Raw genomic sequence first — 22,899 nt, 5'->3', positions numbered from 1 at the left:
GTTGCACCGCGCAGGTGGAACAGGACTGCCAGATTCTCAAACATGGTTTACCTCATCGCTCTGTCATTTATGGTTATGGTATGTGACCTAGGTCACGGTTTGATCCTATGGTCATTTGTGAGCCAGATCAACTTTCTATGTTGTAAATTTACAAAAATCATGGAAAGGGTTTTCAAATGCAATGCCCTTTATGGAAAGGCTTTCCCGAGGTGACGGGGGAGAAGCTGATTACCAGCCACCATAGAGAGGTCTGAGAGCGGGGGCGTTGCAAGGGGAAAGAGGCTCGCTGCACGGCCTCTCCTTTATAGGTGCTTGAGCCAATTTGTGACATAAAACAGAGAGATAGCACGTGCCTTGCTGGTAAAAACAGCGAACTGCTGCAATTTTGACTAAACGAATCAGTCGCGGTTATTTTAGGGTTGACAGCAAAGCGGGTGATGCCTATCATGCGCCTCCGTTGCCGGAGATAACTTCGTCAGCACCGAGGTGAGTTGGGGTTATAGCTCAGCTGGGAGAGCGCTTGCATGGCATGCAAGAGGTCCGCGGTTCGATCCCGCGTAGCTCCACCAAATTCTTGTTACAAGAAGCAATAAGGCCACCGCATCGCGGTGGCCTTTTTGTTTTCTCCATCATTTATTTTCTCCATACGTCCGCGCCTTTCATTTGTAAATCCAATGACCTGAATGAAAAAGCCCGCGAGAGTCGCGGGCTTTGCTTGCACTATTCAAATGCGCCTGTGGTTAACGGCGACGTCGCCAGGCCAGTGGCAACAGGGCTAGCAGGCCGAGTCCCAGCGCACCACCGCCTGAGGAGGTGTCCGGTTTGGTGGCATCGCTCTCCAGTCTCAGGTCGACGATGATGGGATCATGGTCGGAGGCACTGAAGGGGTTGTCAGACTTGAGCAATGTGCCGGTGTACTGGCTGCCGTATTCGAACAGGGAGCTCTCGAAGGAGTTGATGTGCCAGTCGGCGACACCTGCCACCTTGCTGGCCAGCGCCGGGTTGGCGAGGGCGTAGTCCAGGGTGCCCAGCTCCCCGTCGTAGCTGTAGGAGATGGCTTTCTCCTTGTTGAATTTGACGTTGAGATCGATCAGGCCGTAGCTGCGAGTCACTTCGCGACCGAGCTGTTCATAGGGCTGCTCACCGATAAAGGTGTGGGAGGCCGATACGATCTTCCGCTCGCTGGTGGCCGGGTTGTAGTCGGTCAGCACCCGGATCGGATCTTCCTTGGCGTAGGAGTTGAAGTCGCCCACCAGCAGCACCTGGCCCGGCAGTTTGCTGACCGCCTCACCCAGCACCTTGGCGGCAGAGACCCGGAACTCGGTGCACTTGCCCTGCAGGTCGGCCGGTTCTGTCTTGCCATCGCCATTTTCGTAGCAGCCTGACCCCTTGGATTTGAGGTGGTTGACCACTAGCGTCAGCGGCTCCTTGCTCTTGGCGAGGGTGAAGGTCTGAACCAGAGAATCGCGCTGACCGGCTGTCTTGGCCACACCACCTGTGGTGTAGCGCTGCTCCGGCAGCTTGATGACGCTGGCATCTCCGCTGGGGGTGAGCAGGGCAGGACGGTAGATCATCGCCACCATGATGGCGTCACCGCCGAAGAACTTGCCATCGGTAAGAGCAGTGACCGGCAGACGCACATAGGCGTAGTGTTTGCTCGCATCCTTTTGCTGTTCGTTGAGGCGGGTCACCAGATTGTGGAGGGCAGAGTTATCCTCGAAGCCGTTGTTCTCCATCTCCATCAGGCCGAGCAGATCGGCATCCATTGCGGTGATGGCATTGACGATCTTGGTGCGCTGCTTCTCGAACTCGGGCTGGCTCTTGGCACCCCGGTTGCAACCTTTGGCGTTGTCGGCATCCGCCTGATCCTTGCACAGGATATTGAGTGCACCGCCGATGCTGGAGTGACTGGTGAAGTAGTTGAGCACGTTGAAGCTGCCGATCCGCAGATCGCTGCCAGAGAGGCGAGCCGGCGCGTCTTGACGATCCTCTTCAGAGCTGCGCAGCAGAGCACCGGCAGCCAGGGTGACGTCGCTCGGTACCACCAGACGGAAGGCATCCTTGTTATAGACGATCACCCCCTCCAGCCCGGTCAGTTGATCACCGATACGCAGATAGCCCTGATCGGCATCCCAGCCCGGGAACCAGGGCAGTACGCCATCCGGCGCTTTGTAATCAGACTCGACCACCAGACGGTTGCTGCCATTTTTGGTAGCCAGCGCGACAGCGTCCGCACTGCTGGCGACATGGAGCTGGGTCGGTTTGATCAGCGGGGTTTTGTGGGCCAGCTCTAGGTTGTTGCGATAGACCTTGTAGTCGAAGCCGTAATTGCGGGTCAGGTGCAGGTCACTGCTGCTGTCGAGACGTACCCGCATCCCTTCGTGGCGATTGAGCGCTTGCGCCAGCGTCTCCCCTTCATTGACCTGCAGTACGCTGGTCGGCACCGCCAGTCCTTGCGCTGTGACCTGCAGGCGGGCTTTGCTGGATTCGAAGGTGGGCTTAAGCTGAGTGCCGCCGTAATACTCCTCGACTTTGGCTTCGAGGCAGAGTTCTGCCCCCGGTTTGATGTCGGCATAGTTGGTCGCAAACTCCCTGTCGTTCAGATAGACAAAGATGCCGTCAGAGGTGGCCGGATTGCCATCACCCACCGGGTCGGTCAGATAGAACCCCTTGGTCAGACTTTGGCCCAGCGCCGTCACGATACCGCGAACATTGAAGGTGCCCGTGCTGATTTTACCGGTCACATTGCCGTTCTTGTCGGTCACGGTCTGGGTGGCCAGCGCCCTGCCGGAACCTGTGCCCTGAATGGCCGGGATGGGGGTGAGTTGAGCCGGATCGGACGGGCAGACAAATGCCGCATGGGCGCCTGAGGATGCAAGTGCCAGCCCCACGGCCAGCGACAGCAGGGTACGAGTACCTTTCATAGGTGTTCCTTTTTTATTTTTGCCAGTGATTCCATAGCCTTGGCTCGTTGACCAAGGGCGCGCATTGTCACATTTCTGGCATGTCGTACCAGTGAGCCAACGCACATTCCAGGGATACAAACGAGCGCAAAGCAGCTTTTTTTGACTTGGCTAACATCTTGAAGTTACTGATAAAAGACCTATCAAGTGCGTCGGTGAGAAAGTGTGATCCTGCCGGCAACCACATATTTTTCTTCGAGAATGAAGATTGAGACTCAGCTGGTTGATTCCTATACTCGGCTTGTTCCTCACGGAACCCAGGTAAAGGGCAAACCGGTCGAGATGCCGGGACGCAATGCCTCCGGTCTTCAGAGCGTGCGATCCAGATAGCGGGGCTTCCCAGGGTGAGGGTGACGTTTGTGGCAGGTCCATTGCCAGTTGTCTGCACCCATCACGCAGGTTGCGCTTGTTCTTTGCCTTGGTGACCAATGCCAAGACAAAACAAGGAAGATAACAATATGCAACAGACCCTAAGGCCCAGCAGGCTTGCCATGCTGGTGGCTTTGGCTGCCATGCCCGCCTGGGCACAGGCCGCCTATCCCGCCTATCAGGCCGGTACTGCCTACAAGGCCGGCGACATCGTCAGCAACGTCGGCAATCTCTATGAGTGCAAAGAATTTCCCTACTCCGGCTGGTGCGGGGCCTCGCCCTATCACTACGCTCCCGGAGTGGGTGTGGTCTGGGCCGATGCCTGGAAGCTGTATGGCGGGGACGTGCCGCCACCGGCACTCGGCGTAGCCGTCAGCTCGCCAGCTGCCGGCGCCAGTTTCAACGAGGGGGCCAGCGTCGCGCTGGCGGTGACCCTGAGCGGCCCGGTGACGGCGCTGGTTCGGGTGGAATACCTCATCAACGGCAAGCTGGTCGCCACGGCGAGCGCCTCGCCCTGGAACGGCAGCTGGAGTGCCGCCGGTGTCGGCGCCCATGCCCTCAAGGCACGGGCACTGGATAAAGATGGCAAGGTGCTGAGCGAGGCGGATTCGAGCTTCAACGTCGCCGCCGTGGTGGCGCCGGAGGCGCCCAAGGTGAGCATCAGCAGTCCGGCCAGCGGCGCCAAGGTGACCCTGGGTCGCAGCGTGGCGGTGAGCGGCAACGTCACCGATGCCAACAACGACGTCGCCAAGGTCGAGCTGTTCGTCGATGGCAAGAAGGTGGGCGAAGACACCAGTGCCCCCTGGCAGGTGAACTGGACGCCCCAGAGCAAGGGGCTGGCCGGCCTCAAGCTGGTGGCGACCGACAAGGAGAACCTGAGCGGCGAATCGAGCCAGGTCGACGTACAGGTGGAAGAGGCAGCCCTGCCGCCCACCGGCGGCAACCTCTCCTGCGACATTCGCCAGATCTACCGCCCGGACGGCTACGAGTGCATGGGGGATGACCACGCCCGTCGGGTCATCGGTTATTTCACCTCCTGGCGTACCGGCAAGAACGGCTTGCCCTCCTATCTGGTGAGCGACATTCCCTGGGACAAGATCACCCACATCAACTATGCCTTCGCGGCGGTGGACGAGCAGAGCCACACCATCAAGGTGGACGACTCGGCGACCAAGATGACCTGGGACGGCGTGCCGGGTGCCGAGATGGATCCGGAGTTTGCCTACAAGGGCCACTTCAACCTGCTGTCGAAGTACAAGAAGCAGTATCCGGACGTGAAGACCCTGATCTCGGTGGGGGGCTGGGCCGATACCCGCGGCTTCTATACCGCTACCACCAAGGGTGACTGCTCGGTCAACAATGACGGCATCAACGCCTTTGCCAACTCGGCGGTGAGCTTCATCCGTCAGTACGGCTTTGACGGGGTCGACGTCGACTACGAATACCCCACCTCCATGAAGGATGCGGGTAACCCCAACGACTTCCCGCTCTCCAACCAGTGCCGTGGCAAGCTGTTTGCCAACTACAAGGTGCTGATGCAGACCCTGCGCAGCAAGCTCGACAGCGCCGGCAGCGAGGATGGTCGCAAGTACATGCTGACCATCGCCTCGCCGGCCTCGGCCTACCTGCTGCGCGGCATGGAGAACTTCCAGGTCACCCAGTACCTCGACTACGTCAACCTGATGACTTACGACTTCCACGGCGCTTGGAACAACTTCGTCGGTCACAACGCCGCCCTGTTTGACAACAAGGCGGATGCCGAACTTGCCCACTGGGGCGTCTATACCCAGAGCCAGTTTGGCGGTATCGGCTACCTCAACGCGGCCTGGTCTGCCCACTACTTCCGTGGCGCCCTGGCGGCCGGCAAGATCAACGTGGGCGTGCCTTACTACACCCGCGGCTGGCAAGGGGTCAGCGGTGGCACCCACGGCCTAGCCGGCAAGGCAGCCCTGCCGAGCCAGAGCGATTGTCAGCCGGGCACCGGTGGCAGCACCATTCCGTGCGGCAACGGGGCGGTCGGCATCGACAACATCTGGCACGATCTCGACAAGAACGGCAAGGAGATCGGCGGTGGCGCCGTGCCCATGTGGCATGCCAAGAACCTGGAGAACGCCGCCAGCCTGGGTATCACCACCATGCCGAGCTACGGCCAGGCCTGGGGGCTGGATCCCAACAACCCGGCCCACGTGATGCAGGGCAAGTACGTGCGTTACTACGATGACAAGGCGCAGGCGCCCTGGTTGTGGAACGAAGAGAAGAAGGTGTTCCTCTCCACCGAAGATGAAGAGTCCATGGGCCACAAGCTTGACTACATCATCAAGCGGGGCCTGGGCGGGGTCATGTTCTGGGAGATGGCGGGTGACTACGCCTTCGATCCGGCCAAGAACGAGTACGGCATGGGCAGCACGCTGACCACGCTCGCCTACGAGAAGTTTGCCAAGGCGACCAAGTACAACACCAAGCAGAACGATCTGGCGGCGCCAACCGCCCAGCTCGACATCGCGGTGAGCCTCTCCGGCTTCAAGGAGGGGGATTCCAACTACCCGATCAATCCGACCCTGAAGCTTACCAACAACTCGACCCAGACCATTCCGGGCGGTACTCGCATCGAGTTCCTGGTGCCTACCTCTACCTCCGACACCATCACTGACCAGAGCGGGGTGGGGCTGAAAGTGGTGGAGAGCGGTGGCAACCAGAACTCTGACGGGATTGCCAACGAGAAGGATTTCCACAAGGTGGCTCTGACGCTGCCGACCTGGAAAGCCTGGACGCCGGGCAGCGATGTGGAAGTGGCGATGACCTACTATCTGCCGGCAGCCGGTGTGCCGAGTGGCATCCGCATCATCAGCGGCAGCCAGACTGCGGGTCTCAAGGCCGAGTTCCCGACCCTGCCGGAGGCCGTACTGGGTTCGGGCGGTGGTGAGGGCGGTGCGACCTGCAGCAGCCAGAACATCAATCCGGCGGCCTACAAGGCTTACCCGACCTGGCCGCAAGGGGATCATGCCAACGCTGGCGATCGCATCACTCACAACAAGGTGGTGTGGCAGGCCAACTGGTGGACCAGCAGTGAACCCAAGGCCACCGATGGCAGCTGGAAGTCTGTATGTAGTTATTGATTTTGAAATCAATGAGATAAGTGAGGCTTCGGCCTCACTTTTTTTATCTGGGTGGTTGCTCTGGTTGAAAATGCGCCTGCCTTTCCTGGCGGGCAGCCTCTATAATAGAGTCGATTAATAATCAGATGGATATCAGCGTATGGCGAGTATATTGGATTCCGTTGATCAACGAACTCAACTGGTGGGTGAAAACCGCCTCGAGTTGTTGATGTTTCGTCTCGGCACCCGCCAGATGTTCGCCATCAACGTCTTCAAGGTTCGGGAAGTGGTCAAGTTGCCCCATCTGAGCAAGATGCCGGGCTCCCATCACAATATCAGTGGGGTGGCCAATATCCGCGGTACCTCGATCCCGGTGATCAACCTGCGCAGCGCCATCGGTATGCGCCCCATGCCCATCGACAGTGAATCCAACCTCATCATCACCGAGTACAACCGTACCATTCAGGGCTTTCTGGTGGGGCAGGTGGCCAACATCGTCAACATGACCTGGAAGGATATACTGCCGCCGCCGCGCTCCGCCGGGCGCGCCAATTACCTCACCGCCATCACCCGCATTCCGGAAGATGGCGTCGATCAGATTGTCGAGATCATTGATGTGGAGAAGGTGTTGGCTGAGATCATCACCTATGACATCCGCATCTCCGAAGAGGTGCTGGATCGGGAGATCCTGCCCGAGATGCACGGCCGCAAGGTGCTGATCGTCGATGATTCCAGCACCGCCCGCACCCAGGTGCGTGAGACTCTTGGCCAGCTGGGACTCGAGGTTATCGAGTGTCAGGATGGCTTGCAGGCGCTGACCCTGCTCAAGGGGTGGTGCGATGCTGGCAAGAAGGTGACCAACGAGATCCTGCTGATGATCACCGATGCCGAGATGCCTGAGATGGACGGCTACCGGCTGACCCACGAGGTGCGCAGTGATCCGCGCATGTCCGATCTCTTTATTACCCTCAATACCTCCCTGAGCGGCAACTTCAACGAAGCCATGGTCAAGAAGGTGGGTTGTGATCGCTTTATCTCCAAGTTCCAGCCCGACCTGCTGGTGGGCGTTGCGCAGGAGAGGTTGCGTCAGGTGTTGGGAAACTGACCGATACCAATCCACTGGTGAACCATAACAACGGGAAACTCGGGAGATGCCGTAAGCGCCGGTAACTCTCTGGCACCTATTCCAATACAGCCAAATCCCCATTCTGGATGTTAAACGGCGTATATTTGTTCTGGCTGCTGATGATGGCGCCATCGTCGAATACCTGCACCACCTCGAACAGACCGTCGGCCGGATTGCGCATCATGCGCGATTTGCCGTAGGGGTCGATGAAGTCGGCGTTGTGCTGGATGCGGAACTGATCGCCAAGCTTGATGCCGTTGCGCCGCCCCAGATTGATGTAGGGGCCGCGTTCGTTCTGGCCGACCACCCGGGCGGTGACCGGGGCGCAGGTGAGCTGGGCTACCAGATCCTGAGCCGCCTGTTGCAACTGGTAGTTGACCTCCTGGCCATAACTTGACTGCCAGAACTGGCCGCTGCTGCTGCCCACCTGTTCCCGCTTGCCAAAGGTCCAGGTAGCGCGCCCTTCGTAGACCTTGCGGTTGACCAGGCTGCCGTTGATGCCGTCAAACAGGTAGAGCTGCATGCGAAAGTTGCGTACGGGATCCTCATACCAGCTGGTCAGCTGGTTGCCCTGCGGCTCGATGGAGAGATCGTCGATGCTGCCGAGCACCAGATACTGGCTGTCGGTACGCAGGCTGAGCGCCTTGATCTCTTCGAGGGCACTGCGATCCCCCTGTTGCAGGTGAAGCGGGTCGATGCGCAGGTTTTCATCCAGCCACTGGCGCACCGCGACCCCTTGCGGCGCGTTGGCGAGAGTCTCGAACAGCCGTCGCGAGAGGTTTTCCGGCATGTCGTCCATGGCGCCGTAGCTGGCTTGGTCCGGATAGCGCATCCGCAGCCTCACCAGTGTCAAATCCTTGGCGAAGTGCTGGGTCTGGCAGATCTGGCGCTCGGCCTGAATGTCGGCTACTAGCGTGATATACATGCGGCCGTTGCGCACCTCTTCCCGCTTGAGCCGATACTGGCGAATGTCGCCGCCGGAGCGGATCTGGATCTGCTCGGAGCGAAGGCTGCCATTTTCCAGACGCTGGACGCTGGAAACGGCCGCGCCGCTGGCCAGCAGCGCCTGACGCAGGGCGTCGCGGGTCGCCTGCTCGCGGGCATAGACCTCATCACCCCCCAGAATGGCGGCGCTGCCCTGCGCTTCGATAAGCTCGGCGCGGGCGCTCAGGCTGGCTAGCAGCAGGGTCAACAGCAGCGGTAATTTCATAGCAGATACCTTGAGTTGGCGGGCAGCCGAGCCATTTTGAGGCAATGGCATCTGCTGGCCGACATGGATCACAACGCGTTCCAAGTGGCAGCGCACGTTGGCGCTGTCCATTAAAAAGCAAGAATCATGCCTCATTCCCGGCTCAAGCTTTGTCCGGCGCGTCCGATAATAAGTCAGGTGCAGATGCAGGAAAGGTATCCATGAACAAACTCATCACGGCGTTGGCGCTTGCCCTGGCATTGACCGGGTGTGGCTCCGACCCTATCAATCGGGATCAGGGTGACCCCCGCCAGGCGGCGCAGGGGATGGAGCTCAACTGGCTGGTGGCGCGCATGACCGATCAGCTGATGGAGCGCAAATCGCTGACCACTCTGACCGAACCCATCGCGGTGGCCTCTTTCGTCGATCTCGACACCCTACAGGATACCAACTGGATGGGGCAGCAGATTGAGGAGAGCTTTATCTACGAGCTCAACCGCCGCGGCGAGGTGGTGGTGGACTTCAAGCTGACCGGTAGCATCAAGGTGACGCCGCAGGGGGATTTCGTGCTGAGCCGCAACTACAAGGAGCTCTCTTCCCGTTTACCGATCTCCCGCATTCTGGTCGGCACCTTCAGCCGCAACAGCAAGGGAATTCTGGTCAATGCCCGCGTTATCGACATGCGCACCAAGATGGTGGAGACCACTGCCCAGAGTCTGATCCCGCAAAAATATCTGTTCGGTGCCAACAACTCGTTTGGTCGAGCATCGATCAATCGCGGTTATCTGATGCGTGACAGTCAGGCGAGGCCGGGCGGTCATCTGGTAAACCTGACCCCGTGAGGAGCGAGTCATGAAGATCCTGTTTGGTTGCCTGTTGGCACTCTTGCTCGCCGGTTGCAGCGGTAACCGGGTGGTGGATTACACCCAGGGTGGCAAACCCGATGATTTTCCGGTGCTCAAGGCGGTGGGCTATGCGGTGATCGACATCCAGCCCGGCCCCTCCCAGTCGGAGAAGATGCTGCAAGCCATTCGCGCTTCCAAAATGGATGCATATCGCGAGCTGGCCGAGCAGCTCAATGGTCAGCAGGTGCGCGGCCAGAGCAGCTATCGTGACCTGACCCAGACCTCCAACTCGCTGGATGTGTCGGTCGCCGGTGTGGTGCGTGGTGCCCGGGTGGTTGCTTCTTATCCGCGCGGCAATACCTATGCCACCGAGATGGAGCTCGATACCCGCGCCCTCTACAACATCAACCAGCTGATGGCCGGTCAGTTCTGAGTTGATGGGCTTGCCGTGAAAACCGGCATCAAAACAAAAGGCGAGCAGGGTGCTCGCCTTTTGTCGTTGTGGGCTGGTTAGCTCCCCATCAGCACCGGCGGCACTGCGGTGGGTTTCACATCCTCGCTCGGGTAGCAGCCAAGCACCTTGATATAGCGGGTGATCTTGGTCAGCTCCACCAGTGCGGCCTGCATCGCCGGGGTCTGCAGGTTGGCGGAGACATCGAGGTAGAACATCTCTTCCCACGGGTTGCCCTGCACCGGACGGGATTCGAGCTTGGTCATGTTGATCTCGTGGTTGCGCAGTACCAGCAGCGCCTCGACCAGCGAACCCGGCTTCTGGGAGGTGGACATGATGAGGGTGGTCTTGGCCGGGATCTGCGGCGCCACGTCGATGGGCTTGCGCGCCACCACGATGAAGCGGCTGTAGTTCTCTTTCTGGTTGGCGAGCTGCTCGGCCAGCACGTCCAAGCCATACAGTTCACCACCGGCGGCGCTGCCGATGGCGGCGGCCTCCGGGCTGGCCAGTTCTTTCACCTTCATCATGGCACTGGAGGAGGAGTCGCAGATCTCGTGGCGTGCCCCTTCCAATTTGCTCAGATAGTGGGAGCACTGCTGGAACACCTGCGGGTGGGCATAGAAGGTTTTGATGCGACTCAGCTCGGTCGGCACGGCGGTGAGGATGCAGTGCTCGATGGGGTAGGTGAGCTCGCCGACGATGGAGAGGCTGGTGTGTTGCATCACGTCATAGACTTCGTTGATAGAGCCAGAGCTGGTGTTTTCGATGGGCAGCACGCCGAAGGCGGCGCGACCCGACTCCACCGCATCCAGTACTTCACGGAAGTTCTGGCAGTTTACTTCGATCACCTGATCCTTGTAGCGCGCCAGATATTTGCGGGCGGCCAGGCTGGAGTAGGAACCGCGCGGCCCAAGATAGGCGACGCTGGTCATCGGCTCCTGCTGCTCCGGGTTGAGCAGGCTCTGCAGATAGGCCTGCTGGGAGAGCACTGAGTCTTCGATGATGGTGTGATAGATACGGGTGATGTACTGGGCATCCAGCCCCAGCACGCGCCCTTTCTGGATCAGGGCGACCAGCAGCTCCTGCTCCCTCTGGTGGTCACGGATGGGACGCGGGTTGGCTTGCTTGGCACGGGCGACCTCGATGCTGAGGGTCTTGCGTTTCGCCAGCAGGGCAAGCAGCTCCTGATCCAACCGGGTGATGTCTTGTCTGATCTCGTCGAGCGTTGCCATGATTGTTCCCTATCCAAGTAATCGATTGATATTAATGCAAAAAAAAGCCTCCGCTAGGGGAGGCTCGATTCGTCTTTGCTTTCTGTTCACACGACGACAGGCCTTCCCTCAAGCGGGCCGGATAAACGAGAAAGCAAAGAAGAATGGTGCGTGCATAGGTGTGTCCTTGAAGTAACGTCATAACCATTAAGGGATTTGCCGGTCTGATGCAAGTAAAACTTGCCCGCGGGCGGGGATGGGGGCAGGGTATCCGGTTAAGAAAATGGCGTATGAGCGATGTTCTATTGACTCTGTTTTGATGACTGACACCCAGTGGGGGAGGTAAAGACGATGGCGATTATTTTCGATCTGGGACGGGTGGTGGTGAGCTGGGATCCGGTAGACATAGTGCGTTCCGTGCGTGGCCCGCAAGGGGCCGAACAGTTGGCCGAGCGGCTCTTTAACCACCCGGACTGGCTGGAGGTAGACAGAGGCACCATGTCGCTCCACACCATGGCCCGGGAAGCGCAAGCGCGCACAGGCCTCTCGGCGGCACAGAATCTGGCCATTTTACAGGCAGTTCCCGCTTCCCTGCTGCCAGATCCCGCTATGCTAACCCTGATAGCCGAGCTGCACGGGGCGGGGCACACTCTGTATGCCCTCTCCAACATGGGTCATGCCAGCATCGACTGGTTGGAGCAGCATCAGGATTTCTGGCGCTTCTTCAGCGGCAAGGTGGTCTCGGCGCGGGTGCGGATGATGAAGCCGGAGCCGAATATCTACCGCTATCTGCTGGTGTCGTTCGATCTGAAACCGGCAGAGTGCATCTTCATCGATGACAGTCCTGCCAACATCGCGGCCGCCGAGGCCCTCGGTATCAGGGGGATCGTTTTTACCGACGCGGCGAGTTGTCGTCAGCAACTGGGTGAGCTGGGCTGTTTGCCCGCCACCGGCAAGGGGTGATGCCCCTTCAGGAGCACTATGGAGCATGGCCGGTTTCGCAATTGGCTCAGTCATTATCCCGAGGCGACCCTGATCATCGCCTGCAAGGATGGCAGTGGTTATCAGCTCTGTATCGAGGCGGAAGGGGAGTACCTCTGTCTGACCGACAGCGAGGGGGAGCACCTGACCTTCACCTCGCTGGATCAGGCGCAGGGCTTTTTGCGAGCCCATCGGGTACATCAGGCCAGATTGCGAGTGTATGACGCTCAAGGTATTGATTTTATGGATGAATCACGGGAAATAATCATCAAGTTTTAATTTTAACCTGACACTGTAAGGGCCTATTCAGCTTATTTCCCGCACAATAAGCCACCTGTTTATCATCCGGAGCTGTTTAATGGATGCCAATGTTGTTGTCTTGAATCAGGGATATGATCACTCTTTTCAAGCTAGGGAGCTGCAGCTGATTGAGCGACTGGCAAATTTTGACGAGCTGATAGTCTCTTTTTCGGGGCGGTTGGAATCCTGTTACAGCATCGATTTGTGCCGTGCTGCCGGTGTGAAAATCCACGCAATTACCCTCGATAATCCGACCCGCAGCCGCAGCGAAGTGGCCCGAGCCCGCCGTTATTGCCAGCGTTATGGCATCGATCACTGGGTCATCAAGAGTGACGAAATCATCTTTTGCGATCGCCTGCCGAATATGGAGGGGTTGATCGATCCGGTTCGCCGCATTGGTGAGTATGTGCAGGCTCGTCCGGAATGGGCTCATCTGCCGTTGCTGGTTCCGGCCGCGGTGGAGGAGCGTGATGACTATCTTGCCCAGTTCGGCTCACTGCCTGCCAACACCATCTGGTTTTTTGCCGATAACGGGGTGATGAGCCGTGATTTTCGCTATGGCTTCAACAAGCGTCAGCTCGGTCGTTGGGGCAAAGGGAGCAACGGTTGCCTCAGCAATCGCTTCACCAATCCACGGCAGTTGAAGCAACGTTATCTACGAATGGTGGATCAGGCCGAACAGATGCTGGCCGACATGGGGCTGGATGAGGCGCAGGTCTTTTTCCATACCCTGTGCGACTGCTCCACCACCCTGGCCCGGGTGCGTCTGCCCGAGCATCAGCGTGCTCAGGCCTTTGATATGCAATCGGATATTCTCTCTGCCCTCAAGAGGACCGAGTTCGATCTGGTGACTCTGGATATGGCGCACAAAGAGCGGCACGATCTTGCCATCTAGCCCGTGGGCAAGCGACGCCGGAGCCAGAACGTGAGTGCTGTCATAGGCAAGGGGTGGCGGGACTGTTTATACTGTCGCCCTTTCACCTGTTGCCGAGCTTCGCCCTATGAAACCCTTCTCCCGTCTGCTGATTGCCCTGTGCCTCTCCCCCGTGTTGGCGCAGGCAGCCCCTCTTTCTCAGGTGACGCTGCCCGATGGTCGGCAGGTTCAGCTCAACGATGACTTTACCTGGGAGTATCTGGTGGTCAAACCGGCCGAGTCCGTACAGGGCGTGGCTGCTGATGGGAAGGCTGGGGCCGTGGTGGCCGTTGCTGCTCCGGTGCTGACCGATCAGGCCAAGGCCAATCCGGAGCTGCTTGCCCAGATGGCACGCGACGGTGTGGTGGTCAAGCTGGACAAGATCGAGGGATCTGACCCGCTGGTGCTGACCTTTATGGTGAGCAATACCGGCACCCGCAATGTGGTCGGGGTGCGTGGCATGGTGACCCTGTTCAGTGCTGACGGAGTGCAGCTGAGCCGTCAGGAGGCCCGTTTCTGGGTTGCCGAGAACCGCCTGCCGGAGACCTATCTGCGCAAGGGGCAAGTCCGTCCGTCGTTGGCCCTCGAGATCCCCCGTCCTGCCGGATTGACCGGGCAGCCCTTGGTCAGGGTCGAAATTGATGAGGTGGTCTTCCGCTGATTTGGTGTTGTCCGGCCCATGCAAACCGATTGGGCCGGCAATTTGTTACCCCTGACATCTCGGGAAATATCTGCTTACATCTGACATGGTTTTGCAACAGCTTGCCGCTCGGCAAGCCGGGATGCTGACCGCACAATGACTCCATACCAGCTCGCTAGCAACGGGCCCAATCACATGGAGTTATCATCATGAAAAAAGCAACTGTATCTCTTCTGGTTCTGGCCGGTTTCGCCTCTACTTCCGCTCTGGCACAGGATGCGTTCAGCTACGCAAAGGGCGGTTTGACCTGGGCGCACACCAAGTCTGATTACCTTAGCCAAGACAGCGCTGCATTTCCCCGTGATGCTGCCAGCAAAGGTACCCGTGATTTTGGTGGTCTGAGCCTGGACCTCTCAAAGAGCTTTGGCTCCAACTTCTACGGTCGTGCCGGAACCGAATTCACCTCCCGCAACGACGGCAATGACAGCATGTCCATCTCCAGCCTGGGTATCGGTGTCTTTACCCCGCTGAGCACAGGACTCAATCTCTATGGCGAAACCGGTTTGATGGGCTATCAACTTGAGCGTGAGCTGGCCAAGAACAACAAGGGATGGGACGAAGTGGCTCGCAAGGATAGTGGCAGCATGTACGGTGAAGTGGGTCTGCGCTACGACATCGGCGACATCGAGCTTTCCACGGCTTACCGTTACGCCAACATGACCGATGATATGCATGACTTCAAGGTAGGCGGTGCTTACAAGCTCAACCAGAACTGGGCGCTGACTGCCGACTACACCTATCGCAGCTGGGATCTGCAGAAAGGCTCCATCTCCAGCCTGGGTGTGAAATACAGTTTCTAATCCCCCTTCCAGTAGTCCGTAGTGTCTTGATTTTTACCCATGGCGTTCGCCATGGGTTTTTTCGTTTTCCAGTGATCTCTTTTTTCTCCTTGTGTCGTATCAGTCGGCGATAGTTATACAACTTCCATTTTTTTGTATAACTGCTATAACTGAATCAAGGTTTATACAAGGAGTGCCATCATGTACAAGATTAAAGTCGGTATCAGTGCTTGCCTGCTGGGACAAGAGGTGCGTTTCGACGGGGGCCACAAGCGCTCCAGCTTCTGCGAACGGGATCTTGGCGCTCACTTTGACTATCACCCCGTCTGTCCCGAGATGGCTATCGGTCTGGGGGCGCCTCGCGCCGCCATCCGGCTGGTCAAGCGCAACGGCGAGATCCGTGCCGAGGCGAGCAATGGTAGCTTCGATGTCACTGAAAAGCTGATTGCGTTCAGCGAGCAGAAGGCACGCCAGCTCGACTTCATCTCCGGCTATATCCTCTGTGCCAAATCACCCAGCTGCGGTATGGAGCGGGTCAAGGTCTATGGCGCCAACAATGAGGGGAGCGCCAAGGAGGGGATCGGCCTCTTTGCCAAGGCGTTGATGGAGGCCAACCCCCTGTTGCCGGTGGAAGAGGATGGCCGGCTCTGTGATCCCATCCTGCGGGAGAATTTCGTGCTGCGGGTCTTCGCTTACCACGACTGGCAGCAGCTCTGTGCGCGTGGTATCACCGCCTCTGCGCTGATCCGCTTCCACTCCCGCTACAAGTATCTGGTGCTCTCCCACGCCACCACCCACTACAGGGCGCTCGGCAAGCTGCTCGGCAATCTGGGCAAGTCCACCAATTTGCAGGAGGTGGCCGACAACTACATCAAGGGATTGATGACCGCGCTGACCCTGCGGGCCAACCGTCGCAGCCACACCAATGTGCTGATGCACCTGCAGGGCTACTTCAAGCGGGTGCTGACCCCGGCCCAGAAGCAGGAGCTGGCCGATACCATCGACAAGTACCGCACCGGCATCTTCCCCTTGCTGGTGCCGCTCACCTTGATCCGCCACTACCTGCGCGAGTACCCCAATCCCTATCTCGCCGAGCAGGTTTATCTCAATCCGCACCCCGATACGCTCAAATTGCGTTACGGGCTCTGAATCCGTTCTGTTGCCCCGGCGCATGGTTTGCATCGGGGCGCTTTACACCTCTGTTTGATGGACGTTGTCATGTCTGATTTATCGCAAGAAGTTGCTCCTCTGGCTGATGAGGGGATCTACCCCATTCGCGAGGTCTCCCGTCTCACCGGCGTCAACGCCGTGACCCTGCGTGCCTGGCAGCGCCGCTATGGTCTGGTGCAACCGGCCCGCACCGAAAAGGGCCACCGCCTCTACAGCGAGCAGGATATCCGCCAAATCGGCGAGATCCTGAGCTGGCTGGAGCGGGGTGTGAGTATCGGGCAGGTGAAGGGGCTCCTGAGCGAACCCCATTCCGAGCCGGTGAGCGATCACTGGCAGCAGACTCTGGAGCAGTTCAGTCAGGCGTTACTCGCCTTCAACCAGCGCAAGGCGGAGGCTGAGCTCAACGATTTGCTGGCTAGCTACCCGTTCGAGCTGGTGCGCAGCCGGGTACTGCAACCGCTGGTGGAGCGGCTGCTGGGGTTGTGGCGCGAGCGGCCCGATGGCGAGCTGCTGCAACAGGTGTGGCTGGGCTGGTTCCATACCCGCTTCGCCCGCCACCTGATCGAGCAGGAGAAGGGCGTGCCGATCACCTTGGTGAGCTGGGGACAGGTCGGCCCCCTCGATCTGGTGTGGGCCGCTTACGAGCTGATCGGTCAAGGCTATGAGGTGCAACTGCTGGGAGCGGTAGAGCCTCGCCATGCCAGCTTGCTGGAGGGGCGTGCCGTTACCCCCTGGCTGGTACTGCTGGGAGCTGGTCTTGGCAAACCGGAGCTGGCCGCCGGGTGGCCTGCAGGCACGCGCCTGTTTGGCGAACTGGGCCGTCTCTACGATGATGAGTGGCTTAAAGCCCACGGCTGGCAGGCGAGCCTTGCCGAGCTGATGGTGGACGCACCTGCTGCGGCTGGTGCCAGCGGACGCGGGAGGAAAAAATCATGAAGCTGGTCTGGTTGCGCAACGATCTGCGCCTTGCCGACAACCCGGCGCTACGGCATGCCTGCGCCGGTGATGAGCCGGTGGCCGCGCTCTTTATCATCTCTCCCACCCAGTGGCGGCAGCACAAAATGGCCCCGATTCGTCAGTGCTTTATGTTGGCGCAGGTCGATGTGCTGGGCCGCGAGCTGGCGGCCCTCGGCATCCCGCTCCATCTGCTGCGAGTGGAGACTTTTGCCGAGGCGCCCGCTGCGTTGGCAGACCTATGCCGCGAGCAGGGGGTGACCCAGCTCTATGCCAATCAGGCTATCGAGATCGACGAGCAGCGTCGCGACCACGCTGTCAGCGCCGCGCTGGCAGAACAGGCGGTGAGTTGTCACTGGCTCAACGGCTGTTGCGTATTGCCGCCGGGGCGGGTGCTGACCGGCTCGGGTGAGATGTTCAAGGTCTTCACTCCTTTTAGCCGTGCCTGGCTCAAGGCCCTCGACGAGGAGGGGTTTGTCATTCATCGCGCGCCCACTGCTCGTGGTGAGCCGCTGCCGTGGCAGCCGCTGGCCGAGCGGGACTTCGTCGATGCCGCCCTTGGCGAACTGACGGCAGACCCCCGCTGGCCTGTGGGCGAGGTGGAAGCTCTGCGTCGTTTGAACATTTTTCTGGAGCAGGCGGTGCTCGACTATGGCGAGACCCGGGATTTTCCTGCCATCGCGGGCACCTCTGTGCTTTCCCCCTATCTGGCGGCGGGCATCATCAGTCCTCGTCAGTGTGTGGCGGCGCTTCAGCAGCGGCTTGGCTATCGGCCCCAGTCCAAGGCCCAGCCCGGCTTTGTCTGGCTCAATGAGCTCATCTGGCGTGAGTTCTATCGCCACCTGCTGGTGCTGATCCCGACCCTCTCCATGAATCGCCCCTTCAAACCAGAGACGGCAGCCTTGCCGTGGAGCTGGGACCCGGATGCCTTCGCCGCCTGGTGCGAGGGCCGTACCGGCTACCCCATCGTTGATGCAGCGATGCGTTGTCTCAACACCACCGGCTGGATGCACAACCGGCTGCGAATGATAGTGGCGAGCTTTCTCACCAAGGATCTCCATATCCACTGGCGGCTCGGGGAGGATTACTTCATGAGTCGACTGATCGACGGGGATCTGGCAGCCAACAACGGTGGCTGGCAGTGGGCTGCAGGCACCGGTGCCGATGCCGCCCCCTACTTTCGGATCTTCAACCCCACCACTCAGGGGCAACGATTTGATCCACAAGGGGAGTTTATCCGTACCTGGGTAACTGAACTTGCCGATATTCCTGCCGCTTATGTGCATCAGCCCCACGACTGGCTGCGACTCAAGGGGCGACAGGATTATCCGGCACCCATGGTGGATCACGCCGTTGCCCGGGTGAGAGCCATCGAGATGTTTCGCTCTCTGGAGAAATAGGATGAACGAGCCGCTGGCCCGCTTTATTGGCCTCTATCAGCAACTGGACAAACAGCAGTTGCATCGCTTGCCCGAGGTCTATGCCGAACAGGTGCTCTTTATCGATCCGGCTCACCGTATCGAGGGGCTGGCGGCCCTTGGCGACTATTTTGCCGCCCTCTATCAGCGTCTCGCCTACTGCCGTTTCGTCATCACCAGTCAGCAGCAGCAAGGGCCACAGGCCTGGCTCGGCTGGACCATGACCTTCTCTCACCCCAGATTGCGTGGTGGTGAGCCGGTGACGGTGGAGGGGGCCACCCGCCTCGAATTCGACGAGGCGGGCAAGGTGTGCCAGCACAGGGACTATTTTGACCTGGGCGCCATGCTCTACGAGCAGTTGCCGTTGCTCGGGCCAGTGGTTCGCAGCATCAAGATGAGGCTTGGCGCATGAGCGGCCGAGTGCTTATCACAGGCGCGACCTCCGGCATAGGTCGCCAGTTGGCGCTGGATTACCGGCGCGCCGGCTGGCAGGTGTGGGGTTGTGGCCGCGATGGCGAACGGCTGCAGGCGCTGGGGCTGGATGGCGTCACTCCGCTGCAGTTCGATGCCCGTGATCTGGCCGCAATGAGCGGGATAGCCGCTACGCTGCCATCCCTCGATCTGCTAATCCTCAACGCAGGCAACTGCGAGTACATGGATGTCGGCGAGGGGTTTGACAGCGAGCTGTTTGCCCGTGTCATCGACACCAATCTGACCGCTACCGGCCATGCGCTGGCCGCCTTCTTGCCGTTGCTAGGGGCTGGGTCACGGCTGGCCATCGTCAGTTCGTCGGTGAGCTGGCTGCCGCTGCCACGAGCCGAGGCCTATGGCGCCTCCAAGGCGGCCCTCGACTATCTGGCGGATACCTTGCGCCTCGATTTGGCCAGCAAAGGGATCGGGGTGACCCTGATCCGCCCCGGCTTTGTCCAGACGCCGCTCACCGCCAAAAATGATTTTCCCATGCCCTGTCTGGTGACGGTGGAGCAGGCCTCCCGCGCCATCATGGACGGGCTGACCGCTGGTCGTCACCAGATCCACTTTCCCCGCCGTTTCATCTGGTTGCTGCGCCTACTTGGTGCGCTGCCGGTGGGGCTCTGGCTGCGCCTTGGCCGCGCACTCGTATCGAAAGGAAGCCATTCATGAAGAAAAAGATCGCCATCGTCGGTTCAGGGATCTCGGGGCTCACCGCCGGTTTTCTGCTCCACAAACTCCATGACATCACCCTGTTCGAAGCGGCGCCGACCCTGGGTGGTCACACCGCCACCGTCGATGTGAATCAGGCTGGCCGCAGCTATGCCATCGACACCGGCTTTATCGTCTTCAACGATCGTACCTACCCCAACTTCTTGAAGTTGCTGGCGCGGATTGGCATGGCGCGCCAACCGGCCGAGATGAGCTTCTCGGTAAAGAGCCCGGAGGGGCTGGAGTACAACGGCCACAATCTCGATACCCTGTTTGCCCAGCGCAGCAATCTGCTGAGTCCGCGCTTCTATGGCTTTGTCGCCGAGATCTTGCGGTTCAACCGGGAGGCGCGGGCCTGGCTGGCGGATGGTCAGCATCAGGGGGCTGGCCCCGAGCTGACGCTGGGGGATTTTTTGCTGGCGGGGGAGTTTAGCGACTACTTCGCCCGCCACTACATCTTGCCGATGGGGGCGGCGATCTGGTCATCGACCCTGGCCGATATGCGCGCCTTCCCCCTTGGCTTCTTCCTGCGCTTTTTTGCCAACCACGGCCTGCTGGATGTGGCCAATCGCCCCCAGTGGTACGTGATCCCGGGTGGCTCGCGGGAATATATCGGCCCCCTTACCGCGGGTTGGCAGTCGCAGATCCGACTCGCCTGTCCGGTGCAGAGCGTACGGCGGGACGCGGATGGCGTTGTGATCCAGAGCAGTTACGGCGAGGAGCGGTTTGACGAGGTGATCTTCGCCTGCCACAGCGATCAGGCGCTGGCGCTGCTGGCGGATCCCGGCGAGCGGGAGCAGGCCATCCTCGGCGACATGCCCTATCAGGCCAACGATGTCTGGCTCCATACCGATGCTCGCTGCCTGCCCACCCGTCGCAAGGCATGGGCCAGCTGGAACTATCAGCTCGATGGCAACGATGAGACACGGCCGCTGGTGAGCTACAACATGAACATCCTGCAGGGGGTGAACTCGCCGGAGCCCTTCTGCGTCAGCCTCAACCCCAAGGGCAAGGTGGATGAGAGCAAGGTGCTGCGCCGCTTCGTCTACCACCATCCGGTGTTCAATCAGGCCTCTATCGCCGCCCAGCAGCGGCGTGCGGAGATCTGCGGCCAGCAGCACACCCACTTCTGCGGTGCCTACTGGTACAACGGCTTCCACGAGGATGGGGTGCGCAGCGCGCTGGATGTCGCCAGGCGCTTCGGGGCCGAGCTATGAATGGCGCCACCGTGGCCACCGAACATGAGGGAGCCGACGAACTGGCTGGTGTTACCAGCGCCATCTGGCAGGGTTCGGTGCGCCACCGCCGTTTCGCGCCGCGGCCCCACGCCTTCTCCTACAGCCTCTTTATGCTGGGACTGGATCTCGACGAGCTGCCGCAGCTCGATCAGGGGCGCTGGTTCGGGGTGGAGCGCTCGGGGCTGCTCTCGTTTCACCGCCATGACTATCTCAAGGGCAGCGAGGGGAGCCTCAAGCAGGCGGTGTGGCAGAAGGTGAGCGAACTGGGGGGCGATGCCGACCCCGAGGGGCGGGTGCTGCTGCTCGGCAATGTGCGTTGTCTGGGCTTCTACTTCAGTCCGGTCAACTTCTACTTCTGCTACCGGCAGGGCGAGGCGCGCTATCTGCTGGCGGAGGTGTCGAACACCCCCTGGAACGAGCGTCACTACTACCTGCTGGATCTGGCGGCGCTGGCGCCCCATGACAAGGATTTTCACGTCTCCCCCTTTATGGGGCTGGCGATGCGTTATCACTGGCGGATCAGGCCGCCCGCGCAGGAGACACTGATCCATATCGAGAGTCATCCCGTATCCGGTGAAGCCAAGCTGTTTGACGCAACCCTGGCGCTCACTCGCGAACCCTTGTCGCGCAAGGGGCTGGTGGCCCTGCTGGCCCGCTGGCCCTGGATGACCATGAAGGTACTGCTCGGGATCTACTGGCAGGCCCTGCGTCTTTTTATCAAACGAACCCCGATTTTTACCCATCCGGAGAGCCGCTAATGGAACTTGCTCAATCAACCCTCTCTGCCTCTTTCATCGACAAGGGGGCAAGGCAACTGCTGCTCAATCTGCTGGGTCGCCTCGAACATGGCCAGCTGCTGCTGCGGGATGGCGGTGAGCGCCACAGCTTTGGCGTGGCGGGCACCGATCTGCATGCCGAACTGGTGGTGCAGGATCCGGCCTTCTATCGTCGCTTGTTGCTGGGAGGCAGCATCGCCGCTGGGGAAACCTGGGTGGAGGGGCTCTGGACCAGCCCGGATCCGGTGGCGCTGGTGCGGCTGCTGGCCCGCAACCTGACCCTGCTCGACTCCCTTGAGCGGCGCCTCGGCTGGCTCAGTTTCCCGTTCAATAAGGTGCGCCACTGGCTTAATCGCAATACCCTGACCGGCTCGCGCTCCAACATTGCCGCCCACTACGATCTCGGCAATACCCTCTATCAGGGGTTTCTCGACAGCCATATGCAGTACTCGAGCGCCATCTACCCGAGCGCCGACGCCACTCTGGAAGAGGGGCAGCAGGCCAAGCTGCGTACCATCTGCGAGCGGTTGGAGCTGGGCCCTGACGATCATCTGCTGGAGATCGGCACCGGCTGGGGCGGCCTCGCCGTCTATGCCGCCCACCACTATGGCTGCCGGGTGACCACCACGACTATCTCCCGGGCCCAGCATGACTACGCCAAGGAGTGGATTGCGCGGGAGGGGCTGGGGGATCGCATCACCTTGCTGCTGGAGGATTACCGCAAACTGGAGGGGACGTATGACAAGCTGGTCTCCATCGAGATGATCGAGGCGGTGGGGCACGCCTTCCTGCCCGACTATTTCCGCCAGCTGTCGCGGCTGCTCAAGCCCGGTGGCCGTCTGCTCATTCAGGCCATCACCATCGCCGATCAGCGCCATGCCCAGTACTTGCGCGGGGTCGATTTTATCCAGCGTTACATCTTCCCCGGTGGCTGCCTGCCGAGCGTCTCCCAGATGGCGGGGTTGCTGGCGCGTGAGACCGACATGCAGCTGGTGCGGTTGCACGATCACGGTCATCACTATGCCCGTACACTGGCTCACTGGTGCGAGCGGTTTCTGGCGTTGGCACCCGAGCTGCCCAAGCTCGGTTACAGCCAGGATTTCATCCGGCTGTGGCACTTCTACTTTGCCTATTGCGAGGGGGGATTCTGGGAGCGCAGCATCAGTCTGGTGCAGCTGGAGGCCGCCAAGCCGGGGCCCGCTGGCTGGTCGGGTGATGTGCCAGTAAGCGGTCACTGAC

Annotated in this window: 20 protein-coding genes, 1 tRNA gene, 1 riboswitch and 1 other annotated feature; of the genes, 18 read left to right on the top strand and 3 right to left on the bottom strand. The window is 60.0% G+C overall.

Features of this window, described 5'->3' with window-relative positions; all coding sequences use genetic code 11:
* Nucleotides 1-493 precede the first annotated feature (493 nt).
* Nucleotides 494-569, top strand: a tRNA-Ala gene (locus G5168_RS06585).
* A 171-nt stretch (nucleotides 570-740) separates the two neighbouring features.
* Here G5168_RS06585 and G5168_RS06580 read toward each other — a convergent pair.
* On the bottom strand, nucleotides 741-2,924 hold the full coding sequence (locus G5168_RS06580) for an ExeM/NucH family extracellular endonuclease (RefSeq protein WP_421252012.1): 2,184 nt from the start codon (nucleotides 2,922-2,924) through the stop codon (nucleotides 741-743).
* Between the two features lie 296 nt (nucleotides 2,925-3,220).
* Nucleotides 3,221-3,306, top strand: a riboswitch (cyclic di-GMP riboswitch).
* Nucleotides 3,307-3,421: 115 nt separating this feature from the next.
* On the opposite strand from G5168_RS06580, the gene G5168_RS06575 reads away from it, so the two are divergent.
* Nucleotides 3,422-6,448 (top strand): glycosyl hydrolase family 18 protein, encoded by a 3,027-nt coding sequence (locus tag G5168_RS06575; protein WP_421252011.1) that lies wholly within the window; start codon nucleotides 3,422-3,424, stop codon nucleotides 6,446-6,448.
* A 139-nt stretch (nucleotides 6,449-6,587) separates the two neighbouring features.
* Nucleotides 6,588-7,532 (top strand): chemotaxis protein CheV, encoded by a 945-nt coding sequence (locus G5168_RS06570; RefSeq protein ID WP_216951924.1) that lies wholly within the window; start codon nucleotides 6,588-6,590, stop codon nucleotides 7,530-7,532.
* 76 nt (nucleotides 7,533-7,608) lie between these two features.
* On the opposite strand, the gene G5168_RS06565 is transcribed toward G5168_RS06570, so the two are convergent.
* Entirely contained in the window at nucleotides 7,609-8,763 is a 1,155-nt protein-coding gene (locus G5168_RS06565) for a flagellar assembly protein FlgT (protein WP_421172769.1), read from the bottom strand.
* A gap of 200 nt (nucleotides 8,764-8,963) precedes the next feature.
* Here G5168_RS06565 and G5168_RS06560 point away from each other — a divergent pair, with 200 nt between their 5' ends.
* On the top strand, nucleotides 8,964-9,584 hold the full coding sequence (locus G5168_RS06560; protein WP_005338718.1) for a FlgO family outer membrane protein: 621 nt from the start codon (nucleotides 8,964-8,966) through the stop codon (nucleotides 9,582-9,584).
* Nucleotides 9,585-9,594: 10 nt separating this feature from the next.
* Nucleotides 9,595-10,020, top strand: coding sequence for an LPP20 family lipoprotein (locus tag G5168_RS06555; protein WP_111899922.1), 426 nt, complete (start codon nucleotides 9,595-9,597; stop codon nucleotides 10,018-10,020).
* Between the two features lie 77 nt (nucleotides 10,021-10,097).
* On the opposite strand, the gene pheA is transcribed toward G5168_RS06555, so the two are convergent.
* Nucleotides 10,098-11,270, bottom strand: a complete 1,173-nt coding sequence (gene pheA, locus G5168_RS06550) for a prephenate dehydratase (protein ID WP_021230338.1) — start codon at nucleotides 11,268-11,270, stop codon at nucleotides 10,098-10,100.
* A gap of 38 nt (nucleotides 11,271-11,308) precedes the next feature.
* Nucleotides 11,309-11,430, bottom strand: a sequence feature (Phe leader region).
* A 170-nt stretch (nucleotides 11,431-11,600) separates the two neighbouring features.
* On the opposite strand from pheA, the gene G5168_RS06545 reads away from it, so the two are divergent.
* The 13 genes from G5168_RS06545 (at nucleotide 11,601) to G5168_RS06485 (ending at nucleotide 22,898) form a co-directional block, all read left to right on the top strand.
* On the top strand, nucleotides 11,601-12,212 hold the full coding sequence (locus G5168_RS06545) for an HAD family hydrolase (RefSeq protein ID WP_216979355.1): 612 nt from the start codon (nucleotides 11,601-11,603) through the stop codon (nucleotides 12,210-12,212).
* Between the two features lie 18 nt (nucleotides 12,213-12,230).
* A complete protein-coding gene (locus G5168_RS06540; RefSeq protein ID WP_216979354.1) occupies nucleotides 12,231-12,509 on the top strand; it encodes a DUF6482 family protein in 279 nt (92 codons plus the stop codon).
* 79 nt (nucleotides 12,510-12,588) lie between these two features.
* Complete coding sequence (locus G5168_RS06535; protein ID WP_216979353.1) at nucleotides 12,589-13,425, top strand: hypothetical protein; 837 nt, start codon at nucleotides 12,589-12,591, stop codon at nucleotides 13,423-13,425.
* Nucleotides 13,426-13,531: 106 nt separating this feature from the next.
* Complete coding sequence (locus tag G5168_RS06530) at nucleotides 13,532-14,104, top strand: DUF3157 family protein (RefSeq protein ID WP_216979352.1); 573 nt, start codon at nucleotides 13,532-13,534, stop codon at nucleotides 14,102-14,104.
* Between the two features lie 188 nt (nucleotides 14,105-14,292).
* Nucleotides 14,293-14,943 (top strand): porin family protein, encoded by a 651-nt coding sequence (locus G5168_RS06525; RefSeq protein WP_216979351.1) that lies wholly within the window; start codon nucleotides 14,293-14,295, stop codon nucleotides 14,941-14,943.
* A 180-nt stretch (nucleotides 14,944-15,123) separates the two neighbouring features.
* The gene (locus G5168_RS06520; RefSeq protein ID WP_005343644.1) at nucleotides 15,124-16,071 is read left to right on the top strand and encodes a YbgA family protein; all 948 of its coding nucleotides are present in this window, start codon (nucleotides 15,124-15,126) and stop codon (nucleotides 16,069-16,071) included.
* A gap of 69 nt (nucleotides 16,072-16,140) precedes the next feature.
* Nucleotides 16,141-17,028 (top strand): MerR family transcriptional regulator, encoded by an 888-nt coding sequence (locus tag G5168_RS06515; protein WP_421252010.1) that lies wholly within the window; start codon nucleotides 16,141-16,143, stop codon nucleotides 17,026-17,028.
* Nucleotides 17,025-18,446, top strand: a complete 1,422-nt coding sequence (gene phrB / locus G5168_RS06510; protein ID WP_421252009.1) for a deoxyribodipyrimidine photo-lyase — start codon at nucleotides 17,025-17,027, stop codon at nucleotides 18,444-18,446. The genes G5168_RS06515 and phrB overlap by 4 nt, the downstream gene beginning before the upstream one ends.
* A gap of 1 nt (nucleotide 18,447) precedes the next feature.
* Complete coding sequence (locus tag G5168_RS06505) at nucleotides 18,448-18,876, top strand: nuclear transport factor 2 family protein (protein WP_128816284.1); 429 nt, start codon at nucleotides 18,448-18,450, stop codon at nucleotides 18,874-18,876.
* Nucleotides 18,873-19,607, top strand: a complete 735-nt coding sequence (locus G5168_RS06500) for an SDR family NAD(P)-dependent oxidoreductase (RefSeq protein ID WP_201945729.1) — start codon at nucleotides 18,873-18,875, stop codon at nucleotides 19,605-19,607. Before G5168_RS06505 ends, G5168_RS06500 begins: the two co-directional genes overlap by 4 nt.
* A complete protein-coding gene (locus tag G5168_RS06495; protein ID WP_216951914.1) occupies nucleotides 19,604-20,863 on the top strand; it encodes an NAD(P)/FAD-dependent oxidoreductase in 1,260 nt (419 codons plus the stop codon). Before G5168_RS06500 ends, G5168_RS06495 begins: the two co-directional genes overlap by 4 nt.
* Nucleotides 20,860-21,642, top strand: a complete 783-nt coding sequence (locus G5168_RS06490) for a DUF1365 domain-containing protein (RefSeq protein ID WP_421252008.1) — start codon at nucleotides 20,860-20,862, stop codon at nucleotides 21,640-21,642. Before G5168_RS06495 ends, G5168_RS06490 begins: the two co-directional genes overlap by 4 nt.
* The gene (locus tag G5168_RS06485) at nucleotides 21,642-22,898 is read left to right on the top strand and encodes a class I SAM-dependent methyltransferase (RefSeq protein WP_421249724.1); all 1,257 of its coding nucleotides are present in this window, start codon (nucleotides 21,642-21,644) and stop codon (nucleotides 22,896-22,898) included. The genes G5168_RS06490 and G5168_RS06485 overlap by 1 nt, the downstream gene beginning before the upstream one ends.
* The last annotated feature ends 1 nt before the right edge of the window (nucleotide 22,899 follow it).

It is taken from the genome of Aeromonas sp. 600724, assembly GCF_049175135.1.
Classification (GTDB): Bacteria; Pseudomonadota; Gammaproteobacteria; order Enterobacterales; family Aeromonadaceae; genus Aeromonas; species Aeromonas veronii_A.
This window is presented reverse-complemented; position numbering and strand designations above follow the sequence as displayed.